This is a genomic window from Candidatus Microbacterium phytovorans, from assembly GCA_029202445.1.
Classification (GTDB): Bacteria; Actinomycetota; Actinomycetes; order Actinomycetales; family Microbacteriaceae; genus Microbacterium; species Microbacterium phytovorans.
On the sequence record CP119321.1, the window covers coordinates 558,799 to 585,388 of the forward strand.

Below are 26,590 nucleotides of genomic sequence, written 5' to 3' on the forward strand. Positions count from 1 at the left end.
CGTAGCCCCGGACTAGGCTGGAGTCGACGCGGAAAGGGAGGTCATCATGGCCATTGCACGGCTGCACGGAGGCCCGCTCGACGGGCAGGTCATCCCGATCGACGACGCGACGGAGGATCGTCTGATCCTTCCCTACAGCGAGACCCAGGTGGTCTACGAACGCGGTGGCGCTCCCGAGCACACGGGAGAAGGCGACGGCCCCACCTCGTCCGACTTCCACTACCTCGAGGCTCAGGACGACATCGATCCCGACCCCGACAGCCGGGACGAGTGACCGGCGGCGACGCCGAGCGCTCGCTCGAGATCGAGCGGAAGTACGACGTCGACGACGACACGGCGATCCCTGACTGGCGCGGGCTTCCGGGAGTGATCTCGGTCGGCGTGCCGGAACGCAGGTCGCTCGATGCCCGCTATCTCGATACTGACGACGGCCGGCTCGGACGCTCGGCCGTGGCGCTGCGGCGCCGCACGGGGGGCCCCGACGAGGGCTGGCACATCAAGCACGCGACGCCCGAAGGAAAGCACGAAGCGAGGTGGCCGCTCGACGATGCGGCGGCAGACGCAGAGATCGTCGTGCCGGATGCCGTGGCGGCGTCGCTCGTGGGTGAGCACGGCTTCGACGGCCTTAGTGAGCTCTCGATGGTCGCGCGGATACGCAACGAGCGCACGGCGTATGCGCTGCGGGACGAGCGGGGCGACCTCGTCGCGGAGTTCGTCGACGACCGGGTGTCGGCGACTGACGCGCGTCGAGGCACCGAGACGCACTGGCGCGAGTGGGAGCTCGAGCTCGGGCCGGCCGCCCCCACCGACGACGAGGGACGGCACGCACTCTTTTCGGCCGCCGATGTGCTCGTGTCGGCGGTCGGCGGTTCGGTCTCGGCATCCGGGTCGAAGTTGGGCCGAGCACTCGGAGTCTGACGTCGTCGCTCAGACCTCAGAACGGCACTGACGCCGCCCCCGGCTTCGTCGGGGCGGCGTCAGTGGTGGAGGCTCAGCGTACTCCGTCGACCTATGCAGTCAAATGCAATCTGGTCAGAGGGCGATCGATCAGAAGTTGATCATGTGGCCCGCGAGGCCGTGGAAGGCCTCCTGCAGCGCCTCGGACAGCGTCGGGTGCGTGTGCACGTTGCGGGCGAGTTCGAGCGCCGTGAGGTCCCACTTCTGCGCGAGGGTCAACTCGGGGAGCAGCTCCGACACGTCCGGCCCGATCAGGTGGCCGCCGACGAGCTCGAGGTGCTCGGCGTCGGCGATGAGCTTCACGAAGCCGACGGGCTCGCCGAGGCCGTGCGCCTTGCCGTTCGCCATGAAGGGGAACGTGGCCACCTTGTACTCGCGGCCGGTCTCCTTGTACTGGGCCTCGGTGTAACCGAAGGACGCGACCTGCGGCGAGCAGAACGTCGCTCGCGGCATCATCCGGTAGTCGCCCAGCGGCATCGTCTCCGCACCGCCGATGGTCTCGGCGGCGACGACGCCTTGCGCCTCGGCGACATGGGCCAGCTGGAGCTTGGCGGTGACGTCCCCGATGGCGTAGATACCCTCGACATTCGTCCGCATGAACTCGTCGATCGCGATGGCTCCGCGGTCGGTCAGTGCGACACCCGTGTTCTCGAGACCGAAGCCCTCGACACGCGGGGCGAAGCCGATCGACATGAGCACCTTGTCGGCCTCGATGGATCCCTGTGCACCGCTCTTGTTGTCGGTGTAGGTGACGGTGACCTTGTCGCCCGCGTCGACCACCGACTCCACCTTCGTCGAGACGAGGAGGTCGATGCCGTAGTTCTTGTATTGACGCGCGATCTCCTTCGAGACGTCGGCGTCTTCGTTGGGGAGGGCGCGATCGAGGAACTCGATGATCGTCACCTTCACGCCGTAGTTCGACATGACGTACGCGAACTCCATACCGATTGCGCCCGCGCCGACGATCACGATCGAGCCGGGGAGCTCGCGCGAGAGGATCTGCTCCTCATAGGTGACGACGTTCTCGCTCAGTGTCACGCCGGGGAGGAGGCGCACGGTCGAGCCGGTGGAGATGATCACGTTGTCGAACGTGACCTCCTCGACCTGACCGTCGCTCTTGGTCACGGAGATCGCCTTGGGCCCGGTGAACGAGCCGCGGCCCTCGTACTCGGTGACCTTGTTCTTCTTCATCAGGTAGTGGATGCCCTTGACGCGGCCATCGGCCACGTCGCGGCTGCGGTCCCAGGCGACGCCGTAGTCGAGAGAGAACTCGCCCGAGATGCCGAAGAACTCGGCCTTGTGCTTGAGCGTGTGGGCGATCTCGGCGTTCTTCAGCAGCGCCTTCGAGGGGATGCAGCCGACGTTGAGGCAGACGCCTCCCCAGTACTTCTCTTCGATGATGGCGGTGGACAGTCCGAGCTGCGCGGAGCGGACCGCTGCGACATACCCACCAGGGCCGGCACCGAGGACGACGACGTTGTAATGAGGCATGCCTCCAGCCTAGTCCTCGCGGGAGGGGCGTCTCCTCGTCACGGCGAAGGCGACCACGGCTCCCGCGACGGCGATCACGCCGATCCCGATCCACACCGGAAGCAGCCCGTCGCCGGCGCCCTCGGACGGCGACGGAGGTGCGGGCGTCTCACCGTCACCGGGAGAGGAGGGGGCGCCGACGGAGAAGGCGAACTCGCCCGAGATGGGGTGGCCGTCACTGGACACCACGCGCCACGCGACCTCCACGGTGCCGGAGGCGTCGCCCGAGAGCGGCTGCGAGACACGCACCCCGTCGAGGACGGGTTCTCCCGCAGTGAGGTCGGTGCCAGAGGCATCCGTCACGACGACCTCCGTCGCACCGTCGCCCGCGAGGAGCACTCCGCTGAAGGTGAGAGTGAGCGCATCGGGCAGGGTCTCGACGACCGCGTCCGCGACGGGATCGGACCCGACGAGTTCGTCGTGGGCCGACGCCGGCGCCGCGACACCGACGAGGAGCAGGGCGGCGAGGGCCCCGAAGATGGCGAGGATACGGGGACGGAGGCGCTCGACTGTCACCCGATCCAGCCTACCGAAGCCGGGCATTGCACGCCCTGTCGCCAGAGCGCATGCGGGCCTACCATGGCGGCAGGTGCGCGCCGTCCGGGCGCGCCGTCGAGGGAACAGGGGTGTCGAATGGACGCCATGATGCGGGATGCCATGACGCCGGAGATGATGTCGATGGAAGGCATGCCCGACCTCGACATGGCGCTGATGCAAGCGTGCATGGACGCGTGCGCGGCGTGCGAGCAGGCGTGCACGGTGTGCTCCGCCCAGATGATGGACGGGCGTCCCATGGACTGCGCACCGGCCTGCTCGAACTGCGCCGACATGTGCAACACGATGATGCGCGCCATGATGCGGATGTCCGGCATGACCGCGCCGGTGATGATGGCGATGCTCGACGCCTGCATCGCGATGTGTCAGGCCTGCATGGACATGTGCATGATGCACGCGGACATGAGCCCCGTGTGCAAGATGTGCGCCGACGCGTGTCAGGCGTGCATGGACGCGTGCATGGCGATGAAGGATGCCATGTCCGTGGCGTGACACGTCTCGTCAGCGCAACGCTGCTCACTCCAACGGCGCGACGTTGAACACGCGTCCGGCGGCGTGGACCGCGTGGTGGCGCGGGTGGTAGGCGACCGGAGCGCCGGGGACGACGGCATCCACGATGCCGGCACCGTTCCACAGCTCCAGGTCGGCCTCGTCGGACAGCCGGTGAAGGACGATTCGGCCGGTGCTCCGTTCCACCGTCGTCACGATCGCGTCCTGCCACTGCGCCGGCGTCGCCGATACGAGCCGCGCCTGGATCAGGTGGACGGCGTGCCCGGGAGCGAACGACGAGCACGCTCCGCCGTGGGCGCACATGCACGGCGCATCCTGACGCACCGGTGCGGGCGTGAGGCGGTTGTGCGGGGCGTACACGGGAACTCCTTGTCGTGGGGCGCGGTTTCCGACAGGCTAGGCGAACACCCGTCGCCCCGTCGCAGCCGAAGAAATGGGGGGAAACAATCCGATCGCCCGTGCCCGGGGTGGTTCGGTGCCCGGATCTGATCTTCCGTGAGCATGGTGATCCGTTAGGGTGAATGAGGAGGAGGAAAGCGTGGACGAGAACCGTCGCCCCGACGAGATCCGGCGAGAAGCCGAGTCGCCGCAGCGTGTGTCGTCAGACACGACCCAGACGTTCGGGCACGACTCCGATCTGTCCTTCATCCCCTTCGGCAGCGACCTCAGTGAGGTCGAACTGGAGGCCATCTCGGCGCTTCCGTCGCGCTCCGCGATGCTGCTCGTGCGGTCCGGCCCCACGGCGGGGGCTCGCTACCTGCTCGACAACGACGTGACGACGGTGGGTCGCCACCCGGAAGCCGACATCTTCTTCGACGACGTGACCGTGTCTCGTCGTCACGCCGAGATCACGCGCACCGGCGCGACCTTCGAACTCGTCGACCAGCGCTCGCTGAACGGCACGTACGTCAACGGAGAGCGCGTCGATCGCGCGGTCCTGGCGAACGGCGCGGAACTGCGCATCGGCAAGTTCCGTCTCAACTTCTTCGCCTCGCCGGCCGATCGCGAGTCGGCCGGGTGAGCCCTGCGACTGCTCCCCGCGGACGTTCGACGTCCGCGGGTCACCTCAGCATCGGCCAGGTGCTCGCCCGACTCACCCCCGAGTTCCCCCTCCTCAGCGCGAGCAAGCTCCGCTATCTCGAGGTTCAGGGCATCGTCACGCCCGTCCGCACCGAATCGGGGTACCGCAAGTTCTCACCCGTGGACGTCGAGCGACTGCGCACCACGCTCACGATGCAGCGCGACTACGGCATCCCTCTCGCTCGCATTCGCGAGTACCTCGACGACCCCTCCGGCGACCTCTCGTCCATGCCCGCCTCGATCGTTCAGACCGCGCGTCGGCATCGGCGCGACGAGATGCTGGCCGCCTCGGGCGCGTCGGCGGGGCTCCTCACCGATGCGATCAGTGCGGGCCTCATTCCCGCCGGCGACAGCTTCGACGACAGGGCACTGTCGATGCTGCGTTCGCTGGTCGCACTCGATGCGCACGGCATCCAGCCGCGCCATCTCCGCAGTCTGAGGCAAGCCGCCGAGCGCGACGTCGCGCTCGTGGAGAACGCCCTCGCGCCGCTCCTCCGCAAGGCGGATGCCGCTTCTCGCGGCCGTGCGCACGAACTCGCGCCCGAGCTCGTGCGTCGACTCGATGAGCTCCGCGCCGGCATTCTTCAGACGGCGCTCGAGCGTCTGACCCCCTGACCGCAGCGCGACACGCCGAGGCGACACGGCCCGATGTCGTTGCCGGGTGAGCATCCCTCATCTAGCGTGGAACTGACAACCCGACGTAGGAGGCGAAATGACCGCGCATGACGCGATCGGCGAGCCGCAGTTCATGACTGATCTGCTGTTCACCGACGGCCTCCCGCAGATGGACGACGAAGTCGGATACCGCGGTGCAGTCGCCGCCCGCGCAGCGGGCATCACGTACCGCCAGCTCGATTACTGGGCGCGCACGGAACTCGTGGAGCCCACGGTCCGAGGCGCGTCGGGTTCGGGATCGCAGCGCCTGTACGGTTTCCGCGACATCCTCGTGCTCAAGCTCGTCAAGCGCCTTCTCGACACCGGCATCTCCCTGCAGCAGATCCGCACGGCGGTCGAGCAGCTCCGGGCTGCCGGCATCCGTGATCTGGCGGGTACCACGCTCATGAGCGACGGCGCCTCGGTCTACCTGTGCACCTCGAACGACGAGGTCATCGACCTCGTCAGCCGCGGACAGGGCGTGTTCGGCATCGCGGTGGGCAAGGTCCTCCACGAGGTCGAGTCGACGCTCTTGGAGTTCGACCCGCAGGCGCCCGACCCCGTCGACGAGCTCGCGGCGCGTCGCGCCGTGCGGTCCGCCTGACCTTCACGCGATTCGATCGCTTCATTTCGAGGCGGCCATCGGCGAACGTCGACGCTTCGCCTCTGAACGAAGGTCGTTACGCGCGTGCTTCGCCAGCCGACGGAATACGGCCCGTGCGCATGACCCGGTCGAGGAGCGCGTCGAAATCGCCGGCGAGTTCCTGGGCGGAATCTCCCGGCCAGATGTGGAGCGGCTTCGCGGCGCCCTGCGCCTGCTGCAACGAGGTGCGCTCGGGCAGTTGCGGGGATAGTACGAGGGGACCGAACATGTCGCGGAGCTCCTTGATGCGGAACTGGTGCTCGATCGACTGCGGTCGGACGCGATTGACCACGATGCCCAGCGGCTGCAGCCGCGGCGAGAGTCCGCGACGGATCTCTTCGATGGCGCGGAGTGCGCGATCGGCGGCCGCGACAGAGAACAGGCCGGGCTCGGTCACGACGATGACGCGGTCGCTCGCCGCCCACGCGGTGCGCGTCAGCGCATTCAGCGAGGGGGCGCAGTCCACGAGGACGAGGTCGTAGTCGGCCTCGATCGTCGCGAGCGCCTCCTCCAGCTTCCAGACATCACGCACGCTCGGGTGCGGACCGTCGAAGTTGATGGCCGACGGGCTGCCGATCATCACGTCGATCGTGCCGGGATGCACCTTCGCCCAGCCGCTGGAGGTGATCGCCTGGCGAACGACCTTCTCCTTCGGGTTCGCCAGCACGTCGGCGATGTTCAGTCGACCCGCGACCTGGATGTCCATCCCCGTCGACACGTCGGACTGCGGGTCGAGGTCGACGACGAGGGTACGGACACCTCGGGCGAACGCCGCCGAGGCGAGTCCGAGGGTCACCGTCGTCTTGCCGACCCCGCCCTTGAGAGAGCTGACGGAGAGTACGTGCACGAGGCACTACGTTACCGTCCCCTAGGCTGTGAGGACACTCAGGCGCTCCGGCGCCTCCCGGCATCCGGCGTCCGATGACGTGAACGCCCCGGTCATCCCACGTGAGGTGAGCATGTTCCGAAAGATCCTGGTCGCGAACCGCGGAGAGATCGCCATCCGCGCTTTCCGTGCCGCCTTCGAACTCGGTGCTCGCACCGTCGCCGTCTACCCGTACGAAGACCGCTACTCCCTGCACCGCCTGAAGGCCGATGAGGCCTACGAGATCGGCACGAAGGGTCACCCCGTCCGCGCGTACCTCGACGTGTCGGAGATCATCCGGGTCGCCCGGGAGAGCGGTGCGGATGCCATCTACCCCGGGTACGGTTTCCTGTCCGAGAACCCCGAGCTCGCCGCCGAGGCTGCCGCCGCGGGGATCGCCTTCATCGGCCCGCCGTCGCGCGTGCTGGAGATGGCTGGCAACAAGGTCACTGCGAAGGAGCACGCGATTGCGGCCGGTGTGCCCGTGCTGCGGTCGACGCCCGCGTCCGACGATGTGGACGCGCTCGTCGCGCAGGCACCGGAGATCGGGTTCCCGATCTTCGTGAAGGCCGTCGCGGGTGGCGGCGGACGGGGGATGCGGCGCGTGGAGACGCCTGAGCAGCTGGCGCCCGCGCTGGCCGAGGCGATGCGGGAAGCGGATAGCGCCTTCGGCGACGCCCGCGTGTTCCTCGAGCAGGCCGTGCAGCGTCCGCGCCACGTCGAGGTGCAGATCCTCGCCGACGGCACAGGTCACACCGTTCACCTCTTCGAGCGCGACTGCTCCGTGCAGCGTCGCCACCAGAAGGTGATCGAGATCGCGCCGGCGCCCAACCTCTCCGACGAGATCCGCGAGTCCCTGCACCATCACGCGGTGGCGTTCGCGAAGTCGATCGGCTACCAGAATGCGGGCACCGTCGAGTTCCTGCTCGAGACGGCCGGTCCGCGCACCGGTGAGGTCGTCTTCATCGAGATGAACCCGCGCATCCAGGTGGAGCACACCGTCACCGAGGAAGTCACCGACGTCGACCTCGTGCAGTCTCAGATGCGGATCGCCGCGGGGGAGACCCTCGAAGACCTGGGTCTCCGTCAGGAGCAGATCCGTCTCCGCGGAGCTGCCCTCCAGTGCCGCATCACCACCGAGGATCCGACCCAGGGCTTCCGCCCCGACACCGGCAAGATCACCACATACCGATCGCCCGGCGGCGCCGGTATCCGTCTCGATGGCGGCACCACGGCGGCGGGCTCACAGGTCAGCCCGCACTTCGACTCGATGCTCGCGAAACTCACCTGCCGTGGGCGTGACTTCGAGGCCGCTGTGGTGCGGTCGCGGCGAGCGCTGGCGGAGTTCCGGATTCGCGGGGTGTCGACCAACATCCCCTTCCTCCAGCAGGTGCTCGACGACCCCGCCTTCGTGGTCGGCGATCTGAGCACGGCGTTCATCGACGAGCGTCCTCAGCTGCTCAAGGGACGGGAATCGAAGGACCGTGGATCGAAGATCATGGCATGGCTGGCCGACGTGACGGTCAACAAGCCGCACGGCGAGAATCCGATCTCGATCACACCCGCGTCCAAGCTGCCCGCGATCGCGCTGTCCGGTGAGCCGCAGGCCGGGTCGCGCCAGCGTCTCCAGCGGCTCGGCCCGGAGGGTTTCGCCGCGGCACTGCGTGCTCAGACGGCTCTCGCCGTCACCGAGACGACCTTCCGCGACGCGCACCAGTCCCTCCTGGCGACCCGGGTGCGCACGCGTGACCTCGTGACAGTCGCGCCGTATGTCGCGCGACTCACGCCGCAGTTGCTCTCGGTGGAGGCCTGGGGCGGCGCCACGTACGATGTGGCCCTTCGTTTCCTGGGCGAGGACCCGTGGGAGCGACTCGACGCACTGCGGGAGGCTCTCCCCAACGTCGCCATCCAGATGCTGCTCCGCGGGCGTAACACGGTCGGTTACACCCCGTACCCGACCGCCGTGACGGATGCCTTCGTCCGGGAGGCCGCGGCATCCGGGGTCGACATCTTCCGCATCTTCGATGCCCTCAACGACGTCTCCCAGATGCGCCCCGCGATCGATGCGGTGCTCGCGACCGGCACGTCCGTGGCGGAGGTCGCACTCTGCTACACGGGCGATCTCCTCGATCCCACCGAGGACCTGTACACGCTCGACTACTACCTCCGACTCGCGGAGCAGATCGTCGACGCCGGCGCGCACATCCTCGCCATCAAGGACATGGCGGGACTGCTGCGCCCCGGTGCGGCCGCGACGCTGGTCTCCGCTCTTCGGGACCGGTTCGACCTTCCGGTCCATGTGCACACGCACGACACCGCGGGAGGGCAGCTCGCGACCCTGCTGGCGGCGAGCGCCGCGGGCGCGGATGCCGTGGATGCCGCGGCCGCTCCCATGGCGGGAACCACCAGTCAGCCGTCGCTGTCGGCGTTGGTCGCCGCGCTCGCGCACACCGACCGCGACACGGGACTGAACCTGCCCGCCGTCGCCGATCTCGAGCCGTACTGGGAGGCGATGCGTCACCTGTACCACCCCTTCGAGTCCGGTCTGCCGGGACCGACCGGCCGCGTGTACACGCACGAGATCCCCGGCGGACAGCTGTCGAACCTCCGGCAGCAGGCCATCGCACTCGGACTCGCGGACGACTTCGAGCTCATCGAGGACATGTACGCCGCGGCCAACGACATCCTCGGCCGGGTGCCGAAGGTGACGCCGTCATCGAAGGTCGTCGGCGACCTCGCACTCCACCTGGCCGCGGTGAAGGCCGACCCCGCCGACTTCGCGGCGAACCCGGAGAAGTACGATGTGCCCGATTCGGTGGTGGGCTTCATGGCCGGCGAGCTCGGCGATCTCCCGGGCGGGTGGCCGGAGCCGTTCCGGACGAAGGTGCTGCGCGGGCGCGAGGTGAAGATCGGGGTGACCGAGATCTCGACCGCACACCAGGCGGCGCTGGCCGCGGATCCCGCGACCCGTCGTCGCACGCTCAACGAGCTGCTGTTCCCCGCGCCCACGAAGACCTACCGCGAGGTGAAGGCGACCTACGGCGACTTGAGCGTGCTCGAGACGGCCGACTACCTGTACGGCCTCACCCCGGGTACCGAGCACGTCGTCGAGATCGAGCGCGGCGTGCAGCTGTATGTCGGCCTCGAGGCTATCGGCGCGGCCGACGACAAGGGCATGCGCACCGTCATGACGACGCTCAATGGGCAACTTCGCCCGGTGTTCGTGCGCGACCGCAGCATCGCCGTCGAAGGCCGACAGGCGGAGAAGGCGGATACGTCACGACCGGGGCAGGTGGCGGCACCGTTCTCGGGCGTCGTGACCCTCAAGATCGGTGTCGGCGACGCTGTCAGCGCGGGACAGCCCGTCGCCTCCATCGAAGCGATGAAGATGGAGGCGGCCATCACCGCACCCGTCGACGGGGTCGTGGAGCGGGTGGTGATCCCCACGACGGCGCAGGTCGAAGCGGGTGATCTTTTGGTCGTCCTGCGACCCGCCGAGTAGCCTGGCACCCTGGGCCGCGACATGCACCCGCGACCTGGGGATCTATCTGGAGTGAACAGCAGTGACGCCTGAGCGCAAAGACGAGACGCCCGACGAGCTCGAAAACGGGGTGCTGACCACCGGCAGCATCGACACCGCCGGCATCGGCCTGATCGGCGGTTCGACCGCACAGGTCGACGTCGACCTGCCGTCGCTGACGGCCGACGAGGACGATCTCCTCACCGAGGAGGAACTGCTCGCGGAGGCCGACGACCTGCTCGTCGACCGGTCGAGTAACCCGGTCGACACCGTCGATGCGGAGCTCGTCGTCGACCCCGGCACGGGCCCGCAACCGATCAGCCGACGCGAGGCGCATCACCTCGGCGACCATGACGCGAAGCACGCCGTCGAGCGGGTCCACACGCGCACGGCGGACGTTCCTCTGCAGTCGCGCCGGCTGGGCGAGCTCGAGGGCGGACGCGAGAGCTCCGACCTTCTCACCGCCGACCGCCTGCTCGACCCCGCTCACGTCGTGCGACCCGAGCCCGAGGGCGGGTGGCAGCACTTCGTGTATTCGGTCACGGGTCACCGGGTGAACCTGGGAGACGGCAAGCGCGCCCGCGCCCGCAAGGAGCTCGACCGTCGTATCGCGGCGCCGCTGGGAGGCGGAGCCAAGTTCGTGCCGATTCTCTCGCGCAAGGGTGGCGTCGGGAAGACCACCGTCTCGACGCTCCTGGGCATGGCCCTGGCCGACGCGCGGGACGACCGCGTGATCGCGATCGACGCCAACCCCGATCGCGGTACGCTCGCCGATCGCATCGGTCGCGTCAGCGGCAAGACCGTCCGTGATCTCGTACGTGTGCGCGGGGAAGTGGTCGGGTTCAACGATCTCTCCTCCATCGTGGCCCGCGACGAGACGCGACTCGACGTGCTCGCGTCCGACGCCGATCCGCGCGTGTCCGAGGCGTTCAACGATCGCGATTATCACGACGTGGCATCCGTCGCCGCCCATTACTACTCGATCGTCCTCACCGACACGGGCACCGGCATCGTGCACTCGGTGATGGAGGCCACCCTCCAGCTAGCCGATGTGCTCGTCGTGGTGGCGGGGCTCAGCGTCGACGAGGCGCGGCTGGCATCCGAGACGCTCACGTGGCTGGAGACGAACGGCTACGAGGACCAGGTGCGTAACGCGGTGGTGGTACTCAACACCGCCCGCCCGGGCACCCCGCTCGTGCGCGCGTCGGAACTGGAAGCCCACTTCGGCACCCGGGTGCGCACGGTGGTGCGGATGCCGTACGACCCGCACCTGGCCGCCGGCAGCGCCGTCTCCTTCCGTGACCTGCAGCCCGCGACCCGCCAGGCTGCCCGCGAACTGGCCGCGACGGTCGTCGAGGGCCTGCGTATCCTGGCATCCGCCTGATGTCCGTCCGTCCCATTCGCCTCTTCGGCGACCCCGTGCTGCGCGCGCCCTCGGCGCCCGTGGAGTCCATCGACGACGGGGTGCGAGCGCTCGTGCAGGATCTGCTCGACACCGTGGAACTGCCGGGACGCGCGGGGGTCGCCGCGCCTCAGATCGGGGTCGGCGTGCGCGCCTTCAGCTACAACGTCGACGGCGTCATCGGCTACGTGCTCAATCCGGTCATCGTCGAGTTGTCGGGTGAGCCGCGGCCGACGGGCGAAGGATGCCTCTCGGTGCCGGGACTCTGGCACGACGCGATCCGGTACCCGCACGCAAAGGTCGTGGGCATCGACCTCGACGGCAACGAACTCGTGCTGGAGGGCGACGGTCTGTTCGCACAGGCGCTACAGCACGAGACCGACCACCTCGACGGCATGCTCTATCTGGAACGGCTCGACCCGGCCACGCGCAAGGTCGCGATGCGCGAGGTGCGCGAGTCCGACTGGTTCTGAGCCCCGTCGGACCCGCGCGCTCGATCAGCCCAGCGACACGTTCGTCGTGGTCACCGGAACCGCGTAGAGGTCCTCGATCTGCTTCGCGAAGTCGCTCATGATGACGTTGCGCTTGATGCTCATCTTCGGGGTGAGGTGGCCGCTGGCCTCGGTCCACTCCGAATCGAGGATCTCGAACTTGCGGATGGACTCGGCGCGCGAGACCCCCTTGTTGGCGATGTCGATCGCGCGCTGCACTTCCGCGCGCACCTTCGGGTTCTTCGCCGCATCCGCCAGCGACATGTCGGCCGGAAGCTCGTTGTTGCTCAGCCACGCCGGCAGCATCTCCGGGTCGAGGGTGACCAGCGCGGAGATGAACGGCTTCTGGTCCCCGACGACGACGACCTGTCCGACGATCGGGTTCGCGCGGATCGGGTCTTCCAGGGCAGCCGGGGCGACGTTCTTTCCGCCCGCGGTGACGATGATCTCCTTCTTTCGACCGGTGATCGTGAGGAAGCCCTCCTCGTCGAACGACCCGATGTCGCCCGTCTTGAACCAGCCGTCGTCGAAGGTGTCGGCGGTGGCTTCGGGATTGCGCCAGTACTCCTTGAAGACGTTGATGCCGCGCACCTCGATCTCACCGTCTTCGGCGAGGCGCACGCCGACGCCGGGGAGCACCGGGCCCACCGTGCCGATCTTCGACTTCTTCGCGAGGTTGACCGTGGCGGGGGCTGTCGTCTCGGTGAGGCCGTAGCCTTCGAGGATGGTCACGCCGAGGCTGTGGAAGAAGTGGCCCAGGCGAGCTCCGAGCGGCGCCGATCCCGAGACGGCATACGTGACGCGACCGCCCATGGCGGCGCGCAGCTTGCTGTAGACGAGCTTGTCGAAGAGGGCGAACTTGATCTTCGTGCCGAACGGGACCTTCTTCCCCTCCTGGAGGAGCCGCGAGTGCTCGATCGCCGTGTGGGCGGCGGCGCGGAAGATCTTGCCCTTGCCCCCGGCCTCGGCCTTCTGCTCCGCCGAGTTGTAGACCTTCTCGAAGACGCGGGGGACTGCCAGCAGGAAGGTGGGCTGGAACGAGCCGAGCGCGGGGAGGAGCTGCTTCGTGTCGGGCTGGTGGCCCGTCTTCACTCCCGCGTGGATGTCGAGGATCGAGATGAACCGCGCGAAGACGTGAGCCGTCGTGATGAACAGCAGCGTCGAGGCGCCCGGGGTGTTCACGACCTCCGCGAGGGCCTTCGCCGAGTTCCGGGACAGCTCGACGAAGTTGCTGTGCGTCAGCACGCAGCCCTTCGGGCGCCCGGTCGAGCCGGAGGTGTAGATGAGAGTCGCGATGTCTGCGCCGACGGCGAGGTTGCGTCGCCGCTCGATCTCGTCGTCCGACACGTCCGTGCCCTTCGAGCGCAACTCATCGAGGTCGCCCGAGGCCATCGTCCAGACGTCGCGCACGAGGGGTACCTCGGAGCGGATCTCCGCGACGCGGCTCGCGTGATCGGTGGACTCCGCGATGACGGCCACCGCACCCGAGTCGGAGAGGATCCAGCTGATCTGCGACGCGGAGCTGGTCTCGTAGATCGGCACCATGACGGCGCCGGCGAAGAAGAGGGCGAAGTCGACGAGGGTCCACTCGTACGTCGTGCGGGCGATGAAGCCCACCTTGTCGCCAGGCTGCACGCCGACGGCGGCGAAGCCTTTCGCCAGGGCGACGACCTCGCGCTGGAACTCGGCGGCGGTGATGTCGCGCCAGCCGTCGCCGTCGGGGACGGCGAACAGTGCGAGCGAGGGCGTGGCCTTGACGCGCTCGACCAGCAGGTCGCTGACGTTGGCCTGAGGGTCGGCGGGGACGACCGCGGGGACTTCGAATTGGACGGCGCTCATGGGCGGCAACTCCTTCGGTACCGGTACAGCGTCGGAAGTGACGGGTTGGCACTGAGTCTAGCCGGTGGCAATACCCGGTCCACCGGCCCGCGTGCGGCGGAGGGAGCGGACTAGACTTCTGCGGATGCCGCGCGCGCCGCGCCGGCGTGGGAGGAGCAGCGTGCACAGCGTCGGCATCGATATCGGCGGAACGAAGATCGCCGGGGGCGTCGTCGCGGAAGACGGCTCGATCGTGGAGCGACTCCGAGTCGTTACCCCCGAGGAGCCCGCTGATCTCGCCGATGCCGTCGCCTCGATGGTGCTCGATCTCGCCTCCCGCCGCGACGTGCGCACGGTCGGTGTCGCCGCGGCCGGCTTCATCGACGCAACCCGATCGGTGATCGTCCACGCCCCCAACATCGACTGGCATGATGAGCCGCTGCGAGCGGAGCTGGAGGCCCGCATCGGCCGCTCGGTCACGCTGGAGAATGACGCGAACGCGGCCGGCTGGGGCGAGTACCGTTTCGGTGCCGGTCAGGACTGCTCCAACCTCGTCATGCTCACGCTCGGCACCGGCGTCGGAGGAGCCGTCATCATCGATGGAAAGCTGCTGGTCGGCGGCAACGGCATCGGCGGTGAGCTGGGGCACATCCGCTTCATCCGCGGCGGACGTCCATGCGGCTGCGGGCAGAACGGATGCCTGGAGCAGTACGCGTCGGGACGCGCGCTGCAGCGGGAGATCGCCGACATCGCGGATGCCGGGGGAATCGGCGCCGCGTTGGCGGCGGCGCAGGACGAACGCGGAATCGTGCACGGAGCGGATATGGCGCGTCTCGTGGAGGCGGCGGACCCGGGTGCTCTCGAGGCCCTCAACCGGGTGGCGACGGCCCTCGGTGAAGCGTGCGGGGAGTTCCAGGCGGTCTTGGACCCCGAACTGTTCGTCATCGGGGGCGGAGTAGCCGACCTGGGCGATGCGCTCCTCGCTCCCGTCCGCCTCGCGTATGAGACCTCCCTGCCCGGCTACGGCGACCGGCCCGTCGCGAGCTTCGCGATCGCGACGCTCGGCAACGACGCCGGACTCATCGGCGTGGCAGACCTCGCGAGGATCCGGGGCTGACGATGTTCTACTGGTTCATGAAATACGTGGTCATCGGGCCGATCGTCAAGGCGATCTTCCGACCCTGGATCGTGGGCCGCAGCAACATCCCGACGTCGGGCGCCGCCATCCTCGCCAGCAATCACCTCTCGGTGAGCGACTCGATCTTCCTCCCGCTGATGATCGACCGGCCCATGTCGTTCCTCGCCAAGAGCGACTACTTCACCGGCAAGGGGATCAAGGGCTGGGCCACGCGCATGTTCATGAAGGCGACGGGGCAGATTCCGATCGACCGCACGGGCGGCAAGGCATCCGAAGACTCGCTCAACACGGGACTGCAGGTGCTCGGCCGGGGCGATCTCCTCGGGATCTATCCGGAGGGCACCCGCAGCCCCGACGGAAAGCTGTACCGAGGACGCACGGGCCTCGCGCGAATGGCCCTGGAGGCGCGGGTGCCGGTCATTCCCGTCGTCATGGTCGACACCGGAACGATCATGCCCATCGGTCGTTCCATCCCGCGGATCGGACGGGTGGGCATGGTGATCGGGGAGCCGCTCGACTTCCGCCGCTTCCAGGGGATGGAAAGCGACCGCTACGTCCTGCGCTCGGTGACCGACGAGATCATGGTCGCGCTGCAGCGGCTGGGGGAGCAGGAGTACGACGACGTGTACGCCTCCACGGTGAAGGACCGCGTCCCGAGCGCGACGTGAGCGAGTGCTCCGGGTGCGTCACATCGATCCGAGGCGTCACCCCGCGCCACTAGACTGAACGGATGCCCGCACCGCTCGACGCCCTCGACTCGTGGCGTTCGCTTCCCATCAAGCAGCAGCCCCTCTGGAACGACCTCGATGCGGTCGCCGCCGTCTCCGCGGAGATCGCGACGCTCCCGCCGTTGGTGTTCGCCGGTGAGGTCGACAACCTGCGGGACCGGCTCGCGCGGGCTGCAAGCGGTCGCGCATTCCTGCTGCAGGGCGGCGACTGTGCGGAGACCTTCGCCGGCGCGACGGCGGAGCAGATCCGCAACCGCATCAAGACGGTGCTGCAGATGGCGGTCGTCCTGACCTACGGCGCGTCGATGCCGGTCGTGAAGATGGGCCGGATGGCCGGTCAGTTCGCGAAGCCGCGATCGAGCGACACCGAGACACGCGGCGACGTCACGCTGCCGGCATACCGCGGCGACATCGTCAACGGCTACGACTTCACCGAGGCCTCTCGCGCGGCCGACCCGCGCCGCCTGTTGAAGGGCTACCACACGGCGGCGTCCACGCTGAACCTCATCCGCGCTTTCACGCAGGGTGGCTTCGCCGACCTTCGCGAGGTGCACAGCTGGAACCAGGGCTTCGCGAAGAACCCCGCCAACGTGCGTTACGAGCGTCTCGCGAGCGAGATCGATCGCGCCATCAAGTTCATGGAGGCGGCGGGGGCGAACTTCGACGAGCTCCGCGGGGTCGAGTTCTACACGGGCCACGAGGGTCTGCTCATGGACTACGAGCGACCGATGACCCGCATCGACTCGCGTACGCACACGCCGTACAACACGTCGGCGCACTTCCTGTGGATCGGGGAGCGCACGCGTGATCTCGACGGCGCACACGTCGACTACTTCTCGAAGATCCGCAACCCGATCGGTGTGAAGCTCGGCCCCACGACCTCGACCGACACGGCCCTCGCGCTCATCGACAAGCTCGATCCGGAGCGCGAGCCCGGACGGCTCACGTTCATCACCCGGATGGGCGCGGGCAAGATCCGCGACGCGCTGCCGCCGCTGCTGGAGGCCGTGAAGGATGCCGGGGCGACGCCGCTGTGGGTGACCGATCCGATGCACGGCAACGGCATCACGACGCCGACGGGCTACAAGACGCGTCGTTTCGACGACGTCGTCGATGAGGTGCGAGGCTTCTTCGAAGCCCATCGCTCCGTCGGCACGTTCCCGGGCGGCATCCATGTCGAGCTCACCGGTGACGACGTCACGGAGTGCCTGGGTGGGTCGGAGATGATCGACGAGGCCACACTCGCGACGCGTTACGAGAGCCTCTGCGACCCGCGTCTGAACCACATGCAGTCACTCGAACTCGCGTTCCTCGTCGCCGAAGAGCTCGAGAAGCGCTGAGGTCGGACGGCGTCGCAGTTCCGTCCGCGCCGCTCAGTCCTCGCGAACGTCGATCGAAATCGTCACCGTGGTGCCAGCGCGCTGCAACGAGCCTGCGCCCGGATCCTGACCGACCACTTCCGTGAGGTCGTTGATCGCGATGTTCCACGGGAACACGACGCCGGCTACCTCGAATCCCGCGTCCCGCAGTGTCTGCACCGCCCCGTCGCGCGTCATCCCGACGACGCTCGGCACCTCGAACAGCTGGGGACCCTTCGACACGACGAGGGTCACCGTCTCGCCGGGACGGAAGGAACCACCGCCTTCGCGCTCGCGCATACGTATGACGCGACCTTCGTCGACGGAGTCGCTGAAGTCCTCGGCCGTGTCGACGTCGAGTCCCACGTCCTTCAGCGTCGCTTCCGCGTCGGCGATCTTGTCGCCTACGACGTCGGGCACGGGGCCGAGCGAGTAGCGGATCTCGGCGGTCGAACCCTCGAGCACCTCGCATCCGTCGGCGCACGCGATGGGCTCGGCATCCTCGCTCTGGGTCACGTAGACCCGCACGACCCGGTTCTCGCCGAACGACGTGAAGTACGGGTCGGATGCCGTCACCTCGATGTTCGCGTCGGCCAGCAACGCGGTGACCTCGTCGACGGTGCGGTCCTGCAGGGCGGGAAGGGTCGCGGTCGCCGGTCCCAGCGAGAGGATCACCTCGACGTCCGCGTCCTTCGGGAGACGGGTGCCCTCCCCGGGGTCGGTGCGGATCGTGCGGCCTTCCGCGACGTCGAGCGAGTGCTCGCCACCCTTCACCGCGACGAGGCCGAGGTCCGCCAAGGTCGACTCCGCGTCAGAGAACGTCGCACCTGCGAGGCCTGGAACGGCGACGAGCGACCCCGGGCCCGATCCGAACCACCAACCGGCGCCACCGGCCGCGCCGGCCATCAGTAGCACGAGGATCAGGAGCCAGGCGCCCTTCGCGCTGTTGCGCCGGGCGCGGCGTCGCAGCTTCGTCGCATTGTCGACCTCTTCCGAGACGACAGGAGCGGTAAAGGTGCCGGGAAGGACTTTCGTCAGTTCGCCGGAGTCGATGCCGGAGTCTCCGACGACGATCCCGGCTGGCGCGGGGCGCACGACGTGCGGGTGCACGCCCAGCTCCCTCTCGATCTCCCGGAGGCGATCGAGCATCGCGCGCGCGTCGTCGGGACGGTCATCGGGCTGGCGCTCCGTGGCCCACAGCACGAGTTCGTCGAGCGGCTCCGGCACTCCCGGGTTCTTCGCGCTGGGTCGAGGCACCGAGTCGGTCGCATGCTGGTAGGCGATCTGCATGGGCTGCTCGCCCTTGTACGGCTGCTCTCCCGTGAGCATCTCGTACAGCATGATGCCGAGCGCGTAGATGTCGCTGCGGGCATCGGCGGTGCCACGGGTGACGAGCTCGGGGGCGAGGTAGGCGATCGTGCCCAGCAGCATCTGACCCGTCGCCGTGTTGGCGCTCGTCGCACGGGCGAGCCCGAAGTCGCCGATCTTGATGCGCCCGTCCTCGGCGAGCAGCACGTTCTCGGGCTTCACGTCGCGATGGACGATGCCGGCACGGTGGGCCGCCGCGAGCCCGGACAGGACGGCATCCATGATGGTGATCGTCTGCGGGATGCTGAGCCGACGCTGCTCGCGCAGAAGCTCGCGCAGCGTGATGCCGGGCAGGTACTCCATGACGAGGTACGCCATCTCGCCGTCCTGGCCCTGGTCGAACACGTTCACGACGTGCGGGTCGGCCAGGCGCGCGGCAGCCCGCGCCTCCTGGATGAAGCGGCTCTGGAAGACGGTGTCGTCGGAGAGGTGCCCATGCATCACTTTGAGGGCGACGCGACGCTCGAGGCGGAGGTCGGTGGCGACGTAGACGGTCGCCATTCCGCCGCGCGCGATGCGAGCACGCACCCGGTACCGCGCGTCGACCAAACGGCCGATCAGCGGGTCGGTCTGCGGGTTCGTGCTCACGCGACGAGTCTACGGAGCGTGGGCGGTGAGCCCGGGGAGCGGCTCACCCTCATCGCGACTCCGTTACGCAGCCGGAATCCGCGGCACGACCAGAGGACGCGCGGCGTGCGGACGGTCAGCCGTAGGCCTCGATCCAGGCGTAGGCCTGCTCTTCCCACTGGCCGTAGCGGTGCGGGAGCGCCGACACCTGCACGGCTTGTGCCGCGGCACCGAACTCCATATCGCGCCACCCGTAGATGTCGAGGAGCCCTCGCGTCGCCGTGCCGTTCGGGTCGCTCTCGCCCCCGAAGAACGCCCGGGTCGCGTGATGGGGGTCTTGCACCTGTTCCGCGGTGCCCCAGCCCATGCTGGGCCGCTGTTGGAAGAGGCCGAGGGAGTCGTGAGTGCCGTAGTCGACGTTGCGGATCCAGGACTCGACCATCGCCGTCGCGAGCGCGATCGCGATGCCCTTCTTGGGGACTCCGAGGTCGCGACCGATCGCGATGATCGTCTTCACGCCGCGGATCTGCTCGGCATCCAGGCTTACCATGGCGCTGGATGCCGTGGCCTTCTTTCCGCCGTCGCTGCGCGACTTCTTCGAGGACGACGTCGCCGTGTCGGCGGATGCAGAGGTTCCCGCGCCCGGGATGCGGAGCTTTTCGCCGGGGTAGATGATCGAGGCCGAGGTGAGGTCGTTGGCCCGCAGCAGGCGCGCGAGGCTGATGCCCGAGCGCTGCGCGATGGTCCAGAGCGTGTCGCCACGAACGACCGTATGCGTGCGTGTACCGCTCGACGACGCTGATCCCGATGACGTTGGTGCGGCCGAGGTGTTGGACGTGCGCTGGGCGGTGGCGGTGGTGCTCGAGGCGGAGAGCCGGATGACGTCTCCGGGGTGGATGATCGACTTCCAGCCCAAGTCGTTCCAGGCCAGCACGTCGGCCGTGCGCAGCCCGTGGCGAGCAGCGATGCCGCTGATCGTGTCACCGCGCACCACGGTGTGCGTGGCACGCTTGCGTGCGGCGGCATACTCCTGTGCGGCAGCGAGAACGGCTGCCGCACGAGCGGCGGCGGCGTCGCGAGCGGTGAGGGACGGGATCATCGACCCCGGCGCGTCACGTTCGGTCGTCGCGCCCGCGTGGGCGGGGGTGGCCGTCAGCGACAGCGCGATCGTTCCGATCACCGCGACGGGCGCGGTGGTGGCGAATGCGGGCTTGTGTCTCACGAGTTCCCCCTCTGAGTCGACCTCCGACACCGTGTCACGGAAGTAAACACGTGTCAACCAAAGTGACAGAAGTGAAGGATATGAATAACAGGCGCGGAGCTCGGCGTGCTCAGCGTCCCGGCACGCGCGACGCAGGGGGGCGGGAATGGAATAGTGGAGGTGTGACCGGTGCTTCTCCTTCCTCCTTTCCGACCGAGTGGTTGTCGCTTCCCGATCTCGTCGAGCTGACCGGCGAGCCGCTCGGGCGCGTCCGCCGACTTCTCGACGAGAAGCAGCTGATCGGCTCGCGGCGTGACGGTGTCTTCCGTGTTCCCGCGGCGTTCCTCCTCGACGGTCACCCCGTCACCACTCTGCGTGGCACAGTGATTGTGCTGCAGGATGCCGGATTCTCCGACGACGAGGCGATCGACTGGCTGATGGAGACCGAGGAGTCCATCGGGATGGCCCCCATCGAGGCGCTGCGCGCCGGCCGTAAGAGCGAAGTGCGGCGGGTCGCTCAGGCGCTGGCCTGATCCCGGCGACGCCCTCAGGAGGCTCGCGCCACCGCCGCCCGCGCAAGGTCGCGGAGCGAACCCACCGCGGCGTTGTCGAGGTGCACGGCGCGCAGCGCGCGGTCGGCTGCGGTCGCGTAGTCGGCGATGAGACCTTCCACGCGTGCGAGCGCTCCGGAATCGGTGATCGTTCGCTGCAGGAACGCGACCTGTTCGTCGTCGAGGTCGGGATCGCCCAAGAGTTCGTCCATCGCGCGCCTCGCTCCCTGGGGGAGAGCCTCGCGGGCGTACGCGATGAGGAGGGTGCGCTTACCCTCGCGCAGATCGTCACCGGACGGCTTGCCGGTCACGGCGGCGTCGCCGAACACGCCCAGCACGTCGTCGCGGAGCTGGAACGCGAGTCCGACCGGCAGCCCGAACGCCTCCAGGGCGGCAAGCTGAGCGGCATCCGCTCCGGCGAGAGCAGCACCGATGAGGAGAGGTTGCTGAACGCTGTAGCGGGCGGACTTGTAAGTAGCGACGCGCAGTGCGCGTTCGGCGTGGTCGGCATCGGGGACCGTTGCGGCAGCCACTTCCTCCACGATGTCGAGGTACTGACCGAGAGTCACATCCCGACGCATCCGTGCGTACTCGACGCGAGCGGCAGCGGCATGAGGTGCGTCGCGAAGGCCCCCCTCCAGGAGGTCGTCGCTCCACGCGACGAGCAGGTCGCCCAAGAGGATCGCTGCCGAGCGGCCGAACGTGGCCGGGTTTCCCGACCAGCCGGCGTCGGTGTGGTGCCGTTCGAGCGCGCGATGCGCGGCGGGGCGGCCTCGCCGGGTATCCGAGTTGTCGATGATGTCGTCGTGCACGAGAGCTGCGGCATGGAAGATCTCCAGAGCGCCGGCGGCAGCGATGACGCCGTCATCGTCAGCGTTCCGACCCCCGCTCTCCGCGTTGGCGACGGCCTGCCACCCCGTGAGGCAGAAGCGTGCTCGCAGTCGCTTGCCTCCGTCGAGGGTCGATGCCGCCGCGCGGGTGAATGCTACGGCGTCGGCCCCGAGCTCACCGGCGTCTGCGAGACGGTCCTCGACGAACCTCTCCATCCGCTGGGAAACTGACGCGATCATGTCTGCGGAAGGTCTCACGGGCCTAGCCTAGTTCCGACGCTCCCGCGTACACTTGGAGCACTCGATACCTCAAGAGGGGGATGCATGCCACTGTCAGAACAGGAGCAGCGTCTGCTGGACGAGATGGAACGCCATCTCATGCGCAACGACGCCGATGTCGTGAGCGCGCCCCGTGAGGGTCAGTCGCTCAGCTATCGCAACATCGTCTACGGCAGCGTCCTCGTCCTCCTCGGTCTCGCCGGGTTGGTCGTCGGAGTCTCGACCTCCCTCATCGTCGTCGGCGTCATCGCGTTCCTCCTCATGGTGGCCGGTGTCGTCCTCGCCGTCACTCCCACTCGGGGAGGGGGCGGCTCCCGCCGTTCCGAGGGCACCCGCAAGACGGCGCCCGGCGCGTCACCCCGCGCCGCCGCGGGAGGGTCATTCATGGATCGCATGAACGACCGCTGGGACCGCCGCCAAGACCGCGAGTGACCAGTTTCACGGGCTAGCCCCCCGCACCGTTCGAAAAGCACCGACCTTCGGGTCGGTGCTTTTTTGCGTTCGGGGAGGGCTGGGGGAGTCGATCCCGCATTTCTCATAGTGAAGTGGAGGAAAGTGGAGTAAAGTGGCGACAACTTCAGGCGGCCGGGCAGAGAAGGGGGTGGCGTGCGATGTTGTTGGGCACCTACACCCCGAAGCTCGACGACAAGGGTCGCGTCATCCTTCCCGCAAAGTTCCGCACCGATCTGGGCGACGGTGTCGTCGTGACCCGCGGGCAGGAGCGCTGCCTCTACGTCTTCAGCACCAAGGAGTTCGAGCGCATCTACGAGCGCATCCGCGAAGCGCCGCTCACCAACAAGCAGGCCCGCGACTTCCAGCGCATGTTCCTCTCGGGAGCGAGCGACGAGAAGCCCGACAGCCAGAGCCGCATCACCGTCCCGCCGCACCTGCGCACGTACGCGAACCTCGGGCGTGAGCTCGTCGTAACGGGCGTCGGCGCGCACGCGGAGATCTGGGATGCCGAAGCGTGGGAGTCCTACTCCCAGGGCAACGAAGACGCCTACTCGGACATGGAGCAGGAGGTGATCCCCGGTCTCTTCTGAGCCGTGATCCTGACTCCCAGCCGCACGCCCTGACGCACTTCCCCGGTGTCAGGTCGGGGCGGATGGGGATCAGGACCCCGGATCACCCGGCCGCACATCATGAGCCTCCGCGACATCCACACCCCCGTGCTGCTCGAGCGTTGCGTCGAGCTGCTGGCACCTGCCCTCGAGCGTGAGAACGCGGTGCTGGTCGACGCCACCGAGGGCATGGGCGGGCACTCCGAGGCGCTCCTCGAGCGATTCCCGCACGTGCACCTCATCGGTCTCGATCGCGACACCGACGCCCTGCGGATCGCGGGGGAGCGGCTCGCCCGCTTCGGCGACCGCGTCACGCTCGTGCACACCGTGTACGACGGGATCGTCGAGGCGGTCGCCTCGACGGGGCGGGATCGCGTCGACGGCATCCTCTTCGATCTCGGTGTCTCCTCGCTCCAGCTCGATGAGGCGGAGCGTGGTTTCGCGTACTCGCAGGACGCCCCCCTCGACATGCGGATGGATCAGACGACGGGAACCACCGCCGCCGACATCGTCGCCACCTACGGCGAGGGAGACCTCCGCCGCATCTTCGAGCGCTTCGGCGAGGAGAAGCTCGCGGGGCGCTATGCGCGCGCGATCATCGCCGCCCGCCAGCAGGCCCCGTTGACGCGTTCGGCTCAGCTGGTCGATGTCCTCGTCGCCGCCACGCCGGCGGCGGTGCAGCGCGAGCGATCCGGGCACCCGGCCAAGCGGGTCTTCCAGGCGCTGCGCATCGAAGTGAACCGGGAACTGGCCGTCCTCGATACCGCCATCCCCGCTGCCATGGGACTTCTGCCCGTGGGCGGTCGGATCGTCGTCATGTCCTACCAGTCGTTGGAGGACCGTCTCGTCAAGCGTGCGTTCGCGGATGCCACGTCCTCGACCGCTCCGGCCGGTTTGCCGTTCGAGCTTCCGGAGCATGCGCCGCGGTTTCGTCTCCTGGTGCGCGGCGCCGAACTGGCGTCGGAAGAAGAACGCGCGCGCAACCCGCGGGCGACCCCCGTGCGCCTGCGTGCGGCGGAGCGAATCAGGGAGGACGCATGAGCACCACCGCGCTCGACCTCGACCCCTTCGTCTCCGCGCGCCCGCTGTCGGCGCCCGCCCCTCGCACGACGGAGGACCGGCGGCTGCACGCCGTCGACCTCCCCGCTCCCGCCCGACGACCGAAGTTGATGTACGGCCTCCTGGCGGTGGCGGGTGCCCTCGCCATCGCGGGTGCGCAGATGGGGTTGTCGATCCTTACGACGCAAGGGTCGTATGAGCTCAAGGAGCTCACGGCTCAGCAACGCGAAGTGGAGTGGCAGAAGCAGATCCTCCAAGACGATGTCGCGGGACTCAGTTCACCTCAGTACCTTGCTGCCAACGCCGCCGACCTCGGTATGGTCACGGGCGCTGCACCCCGGTACCTGCGGCTGAGTGACGGTGCGGTGATGGGCAAGGGCTCCGCGGCCACGGCGGCGTCGAGCATCGACGCGCTGAAGAAGTCGGCCGTGCCCAACTCCCTCGTCGATGACAAGCCTCTCGTCACCGACCCCGACGTGAGCCTCGGCGCCGGCGCTTCCGCAGGCGGCGAGCAGGTCGTCAACTCACCCGTGCCTCCCGCCGTCGCAGACGCGCTCCCGACCCCGAAGACGCACTGACACCATGACGACTCGCGCCACCCGCAGCCCGCGCCGCCGCACCGTGATCGCGTTGATGGTCGTGCTGGCCGTCATCGGCGGCTTCGTCGTGCGACTCGTCGACATCCAGATCGTGAACGCCAGCGACCACATCGCCGAGCAGTCCCGGCTCGCCAACGGGACGAAGATCGAGTTGCAGGGCACGCGCGGAGACATCGTCGACACCGACGGCAGCGTGTTGGCCACGAGCACGCTCGTCTACGACGTGAACATCGACCCGCAGCTCGCCGCTCAGGGCATCAAGAAGACCGACGCCGCCGGCCAGGTCGTCCGCGGTGCCGACGGGAAGCCCGAGATGATCGCGTGGCCCGAGCTCGCCGCGCGCATCGCGCCCGTCACGGGTCAGTCCGTCGACGATGTGATCGCCATCGTCGAGGATGCCGTCGCCGCCGACCCCGGCTCGCAGTGGGCACGTGTCAAGCGCTACGTGTCGACCGAGACCTATCGGGCGCTCGCGGCACTCGGTCTTCCGTTCCTCACTTTCGACGCGGTCCCCTCTCGCACATATCCGGACGGGGCCGTCGCCGGCAACGTGCTCGGCTTCGTGAACTCTGACGGCGAAGCGCTCGAGGGGGTCGAGGAGTTGCAGAACTCCTGCCTCCAGGCGACCTCCGGCGAAGTGCGCTATCTGCGGGGTCGGGACGGGGTCATCATCCCCGGCACCGAGACGGAGAAGCCGGCCGTCGACGGCGGCACACTGCAACTCACCATCGACAGCGACCTGCAGTGGTACATGCAGCAGCTCATCTCGGAAGAGTCCTCGCGCTACGGTGCCGACTGGGGCGGCATCATCGTCATGGAGGTCGCGACCGGGAAGATCCGCGCGTTCGCCGAGACGGATGCCGTCGACCCCAACGACCCCGGCGCCTCCGATTCCGCCGACCGCGGCTCGCGGCTCGCTCGCTTCTCCTACGAGCCCGGATCGACGTACAAGCCCGTGACAGCGGCGACGGTGATCGAAAAGGGCGGCGCGACGCACCTGTCGTCGGTGCTCGTCCCATCGCGCAAGGTGTTCGACAACGGCGCCGTCATCAACGACTCCGAGCAGCACGCGACGGAGCAGATGACGTTGACCGGCGGCCTCGTTCGCTCGTCGAACGTCGCGATGAGCGAGTTCGGGTCGTTGGTCGACGCGCAGACGCGGTACGACTATCTGACGAAGTTCGGCGTGGGGCAGAAGACGGCGTTGAACTGGTCGGGAGAGCCCGACACCGGATTCTCGCTGAAGCCGCAGGACTGGGACAACCAGACGTTCTACACGACGACGTTCGGTCAGGCGTTCACGGTCACCGCCACGCAGGTGGCGAGTGTCTATCAGACGATCGCCAACGGCGGCGTCCGCATGCCCGCCCAGCTCGTCGAATCGTGCACGAAGTCCGACGGCACCGTCGTGACGCCCGATCTCCCCGAACCCGTTCGGGTCATCAAGGAGTCCACGGCCGACGAAGTGAGCCTGATGCTCGAGAACGTCTTCGCGCAGGGCACGCTCGCCGACGACATCCGGATCGACGGATACCGCATGGCGGGCAAGACGGGCACGGCGCAGATCAGCGATGGCAAGGGCGGGTACAAGAAGAACCTGTATTTCACGTCGCTGGTCGGGTACGCCCCCGCGGAGGATCCGCAGTACGTTGTATTGACGGTCTTCGACGAGCCCAAGAAGCAGCGCATGTCGTCGGCCAACCGCTCGGTGTTCAAGAAGGCGATGACCCAGGTGCTGAAGCACTACCGGATCATGCCCTCCGAGTCGGAGACCCCCCTGCTCCCGTTGACCCAGTAACGCGAGCGCGCACGAGGAGAGCCACGCC

26 protein-coding genes are annotated in these 26,590 nt (G+C 68.3%); 18 read left to right on the forward strand and 8 right to left on the reverse strand.

Annotation, left to right across the window (positions count from 1 at the left end):
- Nucleotides 1-46 precede the first annotated feature (46 nt).
- Together P0Y48_02635 and P0Y48_02640 are read left to right on the forward strand one after the other, a co-directional pair.
- A complete protein-coding gene (locus P0Y48_02635) occupies nt 47-274 on the forward strand; it encodes a response regulator (GenBank protein ID WEK14125.1) in 228 nt (75 codons plus the stop codon).
- Complete coding sequence (locus tag P0Y48_02640) at nt 271-918, forward strand: CYTH domain-containing protein (protein WEK14126.1); 648 nt, start codon at nt 271-273, stop codon at nt 916-918. Before P0Y48_02635 ends, P0Y48_02640 begins: the two co-directional genes overlap by 4 nt.
- Nucleotides 919-1,047: 129 nt before the next feature.
- Here P0Y48_02640 and lpdA read toward each other — a convergent pair whose 3' ends face one another.
- Both lpdA and P0Y48_02650 read right to left on the reverse strand, forming a co-directional pair.
- On the reverse strand, nt 1,048-2,448 hold the full coding sequence (gene lpdA, locus P0Y48_02645) for a dihydrolipoyl dehydrogenase (protein WEK14127.1): 1,401 nt from the start codon (nt 2,446-2,448) through the stop codon (nt 1,048-1,050).
- 9 nt (nt 2,449-2,457) lie between these two features.
- The gene (locus P0Y48_02650) at nt 2,458-3,003 is read right to left on the reverse strand and encodes a copper resistance protein CopC (GenBank protein ID WEK14128.1); all 546 of its coding nucleotides are present in this window, start codon (nt 3,001-3,003) and stop codon (nt 2,458-2,460) included.
- A gap of 117 nt (nt 3,004-3,120) precedes the next feature.
- On the opposite strand from P0Y48_02650, the gene P0Y48_02655 reads away from it, so the two are divergent.
- Nucleotides 3,121-3,534 carry a hypothetical protein gene (locus P0Y48_02655; GenBank protein WEK14129.1) on the forward strand — a complete coding sequence of 138 codons (414 nt, stop codon included), beginning with the start codon at nt 3,121-3,123 and terminating at the stop codon, nt 3,532-3,534.
- Nucleotides 3,535-3,558: 24 nt separating this feature from the next.
- Here the strand turns inward: P0Y48_02655 and P0Y48_02660 are convergent, their stop codons facing one another.
- On the reverse strand, nt 3,559-3,912 hold the full coding sequence (locus P0Y48_02660; protein WEK14130.1) for a hypothetical protein: 354 nt from the start codon (nt 3,910-3,912) through the stop codon (nt 3,559-3,561).
- Nucleotides 3,913-4,090: 178 nt separating this feature from the next.
- On the opposite strand from P0Y48_02660, the gene P0Y48_02665 reads away from it, so the two are divergent.
- The 3 genes from P0Y48_02665 (at nt 4,091) to P0Y48_02675 (ending at nt 5,890) form a co-directional block, all read left to right on the forward strand.
- Entirely contained in the window at nt 4,091-4,573 is a 483-nt protein-coding gene (locus P0Y48_02665; GenBank protein ID WEK14131.1) for an FHA domain-containing protein, read from the forward strand.
- Entirely contained in the window at nt 4,570-5,247 is a 678-nt protein-coding gene (locus tag P0Y48_02670; protein WEK14132.1) for a MerR family transcriptional regulator, read from the forward strand. The genes P0Y48_02665 and P0Y48_02670 overlap by 4 nt, the downstream gene beginning before the upstream one ends.
- Before the next feature lie 97 nt (nt 5,248-5,344).
- A complete protein-coding gene (locus tag P0Y48_02675) occupies nt 5,345-5,890 on the forward strand; it encodes a MerR family transcriptional regulator (protein ID WEK14133.1) in 546 nt (181 codons plus the stop codon).
- A 76-nt stretch (nt 5,891-5,966) separates the two neighbouring features.
- On the opposite strand, the gene P0Y48_02680 is transcribed toward P0Y48_02675, so the two are convergent.
- Entirely contained in the window at nt 5,967-6,776 is an 810-nt protein-coding gene (locus P0Y48_02680) for a ParA family protein (protein WEK14134.1), read from the reverse strand.
- A 112-nt stretch (nt 6,777-6,888) separates the two neighbouring features.
- Between P0Y48_02680 and P0Y48_02685 the strand changes: the two genes are divergently transcribed.
- From P0Y48_02685 to P0Y48_02695, 3 genes are all read left to right on the forward strand, one after another.
- Complete coding sequence (locus P0Y48_02685; GenBank protein ID WEK14135.1) at nt 6,889-10,296, forward strand: pyruvate carboxylase; 3,408 nt, start codon at nt 6,889-6,891, stop codon at nt 10,294-10,296.
- Nucleotides 10,297-10,357: 61 nt separating this feature from the next.
- Complete coding sequence (locus tag P0Y48_02690) at nt 10,358-11,698, forward strand: MinD/ParA family protein (protein ID WEK14136.1); 1,341 nt, start codon at nt 10,358-10,360, stop codon at nt 11,696-11,698.
- On the forward strand, nt 11,698-12,189 hold the full coding sequence (locus tag P0Y48_02695; protein WEK14137.1) for a peptide deformylase: 492 nt from the start codon (nt 11,698-11,700) through the stop codon (nt 12,187-12,189). Before P0Y48_02690 ends, P0Y48_02695 begins: the two co-directional genes overlap by 1 nt.
- A 24-nt stretch (nt 12,190-12,213) precedes the next feature.
- Here the strand turns inward: P0Y48_02695 and P0Y48_02700 are convergent, their stop codons facing one another.
- On the reverse strand, nt 12,214-14,046 hold the full coding sequence (locus tag P0Y48_02700; protein ID WEK14138.1) for an AMP-dependent synthetase/ligase: 1,833 nt from the start codon (nt 14,044-14,046) through the stop codon (nt 12,214-12,216).
- A 160-nt stretch (nt 14,047-14,206) separates the two neighbouring features.
- On the opposite strand from P0Y48_02700, the gene P0Y48_02705 reads away from it, so the two are divergent.
- From P0Y48_02705 to P0Y48_02715, 3 genes are all read left to right on the forward strand, one after another.
- A complete protein-coding gene (locus P0Y48_02705) occupies nt 14,207-15,142 on the forward strand; it encodes an ROK family protein (GenBank protein ID WEK14139.1) in 936 nt (311 codons plus the stop codon).
- A gap of 2 nt (nt 15,143-15,144) precedes the next feature.
- A complete protein-coding gene (locus P0Y48_02710; protein ID WEK14140.1) occupies nt 15,145-15,831 on the forward strand; it encodes a lysophospholipid acyltransferase family protein in 687 nt (228 codons plus the stop codon).
- A 62-nt stretch (nt 15,832-15,893) separates the two neighbouring features.
- Nucleotides 15,894-17,231 carry a 3-deoxy-7-phosphoheptulonate synthase class II gene (locus P0Y48_02715; protein WEK14141.1) on the forward strand — a complete coding sequence of 446 codons (1,338 nt, stop codon included), beginning with the start codon at nt 15,894-15,896 and terminating at the stop codon, nt 17,229-17,231.
- Between the two features lie 33 nt (nt 17,232-17,264).
- On the opposite strand, the gene pknB is transcribed toward P0Y48_02715, so the two are convergent.
- Nucleotides 17,265-19,205, reverse strand: coding sequence for a Stk1 family PASTA domain-containing Ser/Thr kinase (pknB, locus tag P0Y48_02720; protein ID WEK14142.1), 1,941 nt, complete (start codon nt 19,203-19,205; stop codon nt 17,265-17,267).
- A 115-nt stretch (nt 19,206-19,320) separates the two neighbouring features.
- Nucleotides 19,321-20,406, reverse strand: coding sequence for a LysM peptidoglycan-binding domain-containing protein (locus P0Y48_02725; protein ID WEK14143.1), 1,086 nt, complete (start codon nt 20,404-20,406; stop codon nt 19,321-19,323).
- Between the two features lie 161 nt (nt 20,407-20,567).
- Between P0Y48_02725 and P0Y48_02730 the strand changes: the two genes are divergently transcribed.
- Complete coding sequence (locus P0Y48_02730; GenBank protein WEK14144.1) at nt 20,568-20,918, forward strand: Rv2175c family DNA-binding protein; 351 nt, start codon at nt 20,568-20,570, stop codon at nt 20,916-20,918.
- Between the two features lie 14 nt (nt 20,919-20,932).
- Here P0Y48_02730 and P0Y48_02735 read toward each other — a convergent pair whose 3' ends face one another.
- Complete coding sequence (locus P0Y48_02735; GenBank protein WEK14145.1) at nt 20,933-22,024, reverse strand: polyprenyl synthetase family protein; 1,092 nt, start codon at nt 22,022-22,024, stop codon at nt 20,933-20,935.
- A 66-nt stretch (nt 22,025-22,090) separates the two neighbouring features.
- On the opposite strand from P0Y48_02735, the gene P0Y48_02740 reads away from it, so the two are divergent.
- The 5 genes from P0Y48_02740 (at nt 22,091) to P0Y48_02760 (ending at nt 26,562) form a co-directional block, all read left to right on the forward strand.
- A complete protein-coding gene (locus P0Y48_02740) occupies nt 22,091-22,477 on the forward strand; it encodes a DUF3040 domain-containing protein (GenBank protein WEK14146.1) in 387 nt (128 codons plus the stop codon).
- A 179-nt stretch (nt 22,478-22,656) separates the two neighbouring features.
- Nucleotides 22,657-23,088, forward strand: coding sequence for a division/cell wall cluster transcriptional repressor MraZ (mraZ, locus tag P0Y48_02745; GenBank protein ID WEK14147.1), 432 nt, complete (start codon nt 22,657-22,659; stop codon nt 23,086-23,088).
- 99 nt (nt 23,089-23,187) lie between these two features.
- On the forward strand, nt 23,188-24,147 hold the full coding sequence (gene rsmH, locus P0Y48_02750; GenBank protein WEK14148.1) for a 16S rRNA (cytosine(1402)-N(4))-methyltransferase RsmH: 960 nt from the start codon (nt 23,188-23,190) through the stop codon (nt 24,145-24,147).
- Nucleotides 24,144-24,743, forward strand: coding sequence for a hypothetical protein (locus P0Y48_02755; protein WEK14149.1), 600 nt, complete (start codon nt 24,144-24,146; stop codon nt 24,741-24,743). Before rsmH ends, P0Y48_02755 begins: the two co-directional genes overlap by 4 nt.
- A gap of 4 nt (nt 24,744-24,747) precedes the next feature.
- On the forward strand, nt 24,748-26,562 hold the full coding sequence (locus tag P0Y48_02760) for a penicillin-binding protein 2 (protein WEK14150.1): 1,815 nt from the start codon (nt 24,748-24,750) through the stop codon (nt 26,560-26,562).
- The last annotated feature ends 28 nt before the right edge of the window (nt 26,563-26,590 follow it).